The organism is Pseudomonas sp. Pseusp97 (assembly GCF_047304025.1).
In the GTDB taxonomy this organism is placed as follows: Bacteria; Pseudomonadota; Gammaproteobacteria; order Pseudomonadales; family Pseudomonadaceae; genus Pseudomonas.
Window position 1 is genome coordinate 1 of sequence record NZ_JBGLYK010000374.1, and the last position, 2930, is coordinate 2930.

The window sequence follows — 2930 nt, forward strand, 5'->3', positions numbered from 1 at the left end:
CCGCCGAAGCGCCGCGCCAGGCTGGCGGGCGCTCGCTGCGCAGCCTGTTCGGCAGTCGCTCGGTGATTGCCGCCTACCTGGGCAGCGGCCTGCAGCTGTTCGTCGCCGCCGCGGTGATGGTGTGGATTCCCAGCTACCTGAACCGCTACTACCACCTGGATACCGGCAAGGCCGGGATGATCTCGGCGGTGATAGTGCTGGTCGGTGGTAGCGGCATGGTGCTCTGCGGCATCCTCTGCGACCGCCTGGGCCGTTCCAACCCGCCGCGCAAGATCATCCTCGCCATCGGCTTCTGCCTGGTCAGTTGCCTGCTGCTGTCGGTGGCCTTCCACCTGCCGCCGGGTACTGCGCAGCTGAGCCTGATCGCCCTGGGCATGCTGGTCGCCGCGGGGACTTCCGGGCCGTCCGGCGCCATGGTCGCCAACCTCACCGCGCCGGCCGTGCATGGCACCGCCTTCGCCACCCTGACCCTGGCCAACAACCTGCTGGGCCTGGCGCCCGGCCCGCTGCTCACCGGCGTGCTGGCCGATCGCATAGGCCTGGACCGTGCCTTCCAGCTCATTCCCTTGCTGAGCATTCTCGCCGCGCTGGTCTTCCTCTACGCCCGGCGCCACTACCACAGCGATATCCGCCGCCTGCGCGGCGAAGAGGAGGGCGCGTGATGCCGACTCTGAACCTTGAGATGACCTTCGACTTCATCTGCCCCTGGTGCCTGATCGGCAAGCGCAACCTCGACGTCGCGCTGCGCCTGCTGGCGCGCCAGCGTCCGGAACTGGACGTGCGGGTGAACTGGCTCGGCCTGCAGCTGCTGCCGCAGATCGCCATGGAAGGCGAACCCTTCGCCGAGTTCTACCAGCGCCGCCTGGGCGGCAAGCGCGCCGTGCGTGCGCGCATGGGGGAAGTGCGCCGCGCGGCCGAGGGTGCCAAGGTCGACCTGGACCTCGAACGCATCCTCATCATGCCCAACACCACCTATGCGCACCGGGTATTCCAGCGCGCGGTACATGTGGGCAGCGACAAGCAGAAGGAACAGCTGCTGGAGATGATCTTCCGCGCGCACTTCCAGCTGGGCGAGGACATCGGCAACCGCGAGACCCTGCGCCGCCTGTTGCGCGCCTGTGATTTCAACGTGGCGGATTTCGACGAGGCGCTGGCCGACGGCGCGCGCCAGTTCATCGGTCGCCGCGTGGCCCTGGCCGATTCCAGCGTGCCGATGTTCCTGCTGGAAGGCCGCGCCTTCGCCCTCGGCGGGCAGAGCCCCGAGCAACTGCTGGCGGCCCTCCATCGAGCGATGGATCGACAGCACCCGGAGGCGATGTCGGCATGAACGCTGTGCTGCATATTCCCGCCGAGCGCCTGCCGGCGCGTGGCGGTCGGAGTCTGATCCACCATGAGCGGGGCATCGTCCTGCTCTTCGATATCGACGGCGAACTGCATGCGATCGACGACAGCTGCCCGCATGCCGGCGCCTCGCTGTCCAGCGGCCGCCTGGATGGCCGCTGGCTGCAATGCCCGGCCCACGGCCTGCGTTTCGACCTCGCCAGCGGCTGCCCGGCGGGCCTCAAGGGCTTCGGCCTGCAGCGCTATGAAATCCAATGGCAAGCCGACGAGTGCTACGTGGTGATGACCCGGCAGGAGGCAACGGCATGACCACGCTGACCCTCTCCGCCCTCGGCACTCGCAGCCGCACCCTGCTGCCGGGCCTGCTGGTCAGCGCCATGGTGGCGGCGGCCGCGACCTTCCTCTCCGAGCACTACGGCGCGCCAGTGATGCTCTTCGCGCTGCTGCTCGGGCTGGCGATGAACTTCCTCTCCGCCGACAGCGTGTGCAAGGCCGGCATCGAGTTCACTGCCCGTGAAATCCTACGCCTGGGCGTGGCGCTGCTGGGCATCCGCATCACCTTCGGGCAGATCGCCGAGCTGGGCTGGCAACCGGTGATCATGGTGGTGGTGCTGGTAACGGTGACCATCCTGGTCTCCATCGCCGCGGCCCGTGCCATGGGCTTCAACTTCCTCTTCGGCCTGCTCACCGGCGGCGCCACGGCCATCTGCGGCGCCTCGGCGGCGCTGGCCCTGGCGGCGGCGTTGCCGGCGCACACGCAGAAGGAAAAGGCCACGCTGTTCACCGTGCTCGGCGTGTCGGCGCTGTCGACCCTGGCGATGATCCTCTACCCGATGATCGTCAAGTCGCTGGGCCTGCCGCCCCTGCAGGCGGGCATCTTCCTCGGCGGCACCATCCACGACGTGGCCCAGGTGGTCGGCGCTGGGTACAGCATTTCCAAGGAAGTCGGCGACAGCGCCACGGTGGTCAAGCTGATGCGCGTGGCGATGCTGCTGCCGGTGATCCTCTGCGCGGCAATGATCACCCGCGCCCGTGGCGTGGAGCCGGGCGACAAGCGTCCGCCACTGCTGCCGTGGTTCGCCGTCGGCTTCGTGCTGCTGGCGGCGGTGAACAGCACCGGTTACCTGCCGCCCATGGTGCAGCAGGCGGGCGGCAAGCTGTCGCAGTGGTGCCTGGTGATCGCCATCGCGGCGCTGGGCATGAAGACCCAACTGCGGGCGCTGGCGACGGTGGGGATCAAGCCGATCCTGCTGATGCTGGGGGAGACGGCTTTCCTGGCGGTGCTGGTGCTGGGGATGTTGCGCTTCGCCGGTTGATTCGGGCGTGGCGGATGAGGATCACACCGGATTTGTGGTGGCGCACGAACGTAGGATGGCGTGGAGCGCAGCGATACCCATCGATAGCCGTGTGCCCATGGCAGCATGGGTATCGCAAGCTCCACCCATCCTACGAAAAGTCAGCCTTGGCGCTTTGGTCCTTGCTTGGGCTCTTACAGGTCTTCCAGAGAAACATCCGCACGCTCCGGAGTGCCCCTTTCAGGAGGCCGAAGGTGATCGGAGTTTCAGGGGTTGAGCGACATGGATGTCGCG

4 protein-coding genes are annotated in these 2930 nt (G+C 67.7%); all 4 read left to right on the forward strand.

Features of this window, described 5'->3' with window-relative positions; genetic code table 11:
- Positions 1–662: MFS transporter (locus ACCC94_RS29005; RefSeq protein ID WP_413353034.1), on the forward strand; the 662-nt coding region annotated here is incomplete at its 5' end.
- Positions 662–1327 (forward strand): DsbA family protein, encoded by a 666-nt coding sequence (locus tag ACCC94_RS29010; RefSeq protein ID WP_413353035.1) that lies wholly within the window; start codon positions 662–664, stop codon positions 1325–1327. The genes ACCC94_RS29005 and ACCC94_RS29010, both read left to right, overlap by 1 nt.
- On the forward strand, positions 1324–1650 hold the full coding sequence (locus ACCC94_RS29015) for a Rieske (2Fe-2S) protein (protein WP_413353036.1): 327 nt from the start codon (positions 1324–1326) through the stop codon (positions 1648–1650). Before ACCC94_RS29010 ends, ACCC94_RS29015 begins: the two co-directional genes overlap by 4 nt.
- Entirely contained in the window at positions 1647–2657 is a 1011-nt protein-coding gene (locus ACCC94_RS29020; protein WP_413353037.1) for a YeiH family protein, read from the forward strand. Before ACCC94_RS29015 ends, ACCC94_RS29020 begins: the two co-directional genes overlap by 4 nt.
- Positions 2658–2930 lie beyond the last annotated feature (273 nt).

Bases quoted from the DNA above. Each gene is read 5' to 3' on its own strand.
- ACCC94_RS29010 (WP_413353035.1), top strand. From the start codon at position 662: ATGCCGACTCTGAACCTTGAGATGACCTTCGACTTCATCTGCCCCTGG.
- ACCC94_RS29015 (WP_413353036.1), top strand. From the start codon at position 1,324: ATGAACGCTGTGCTGCATATTCCCGCCGAGCGCCTGCCGGCGCGTGGC.
- ACCC94_RS29020 (WP_413353037.1), top strand. From the start codon at position 1,647: ATGACCACGCTGACCCTCTCCGCCCTCGGCACTCGCAGCCGCACCCTG.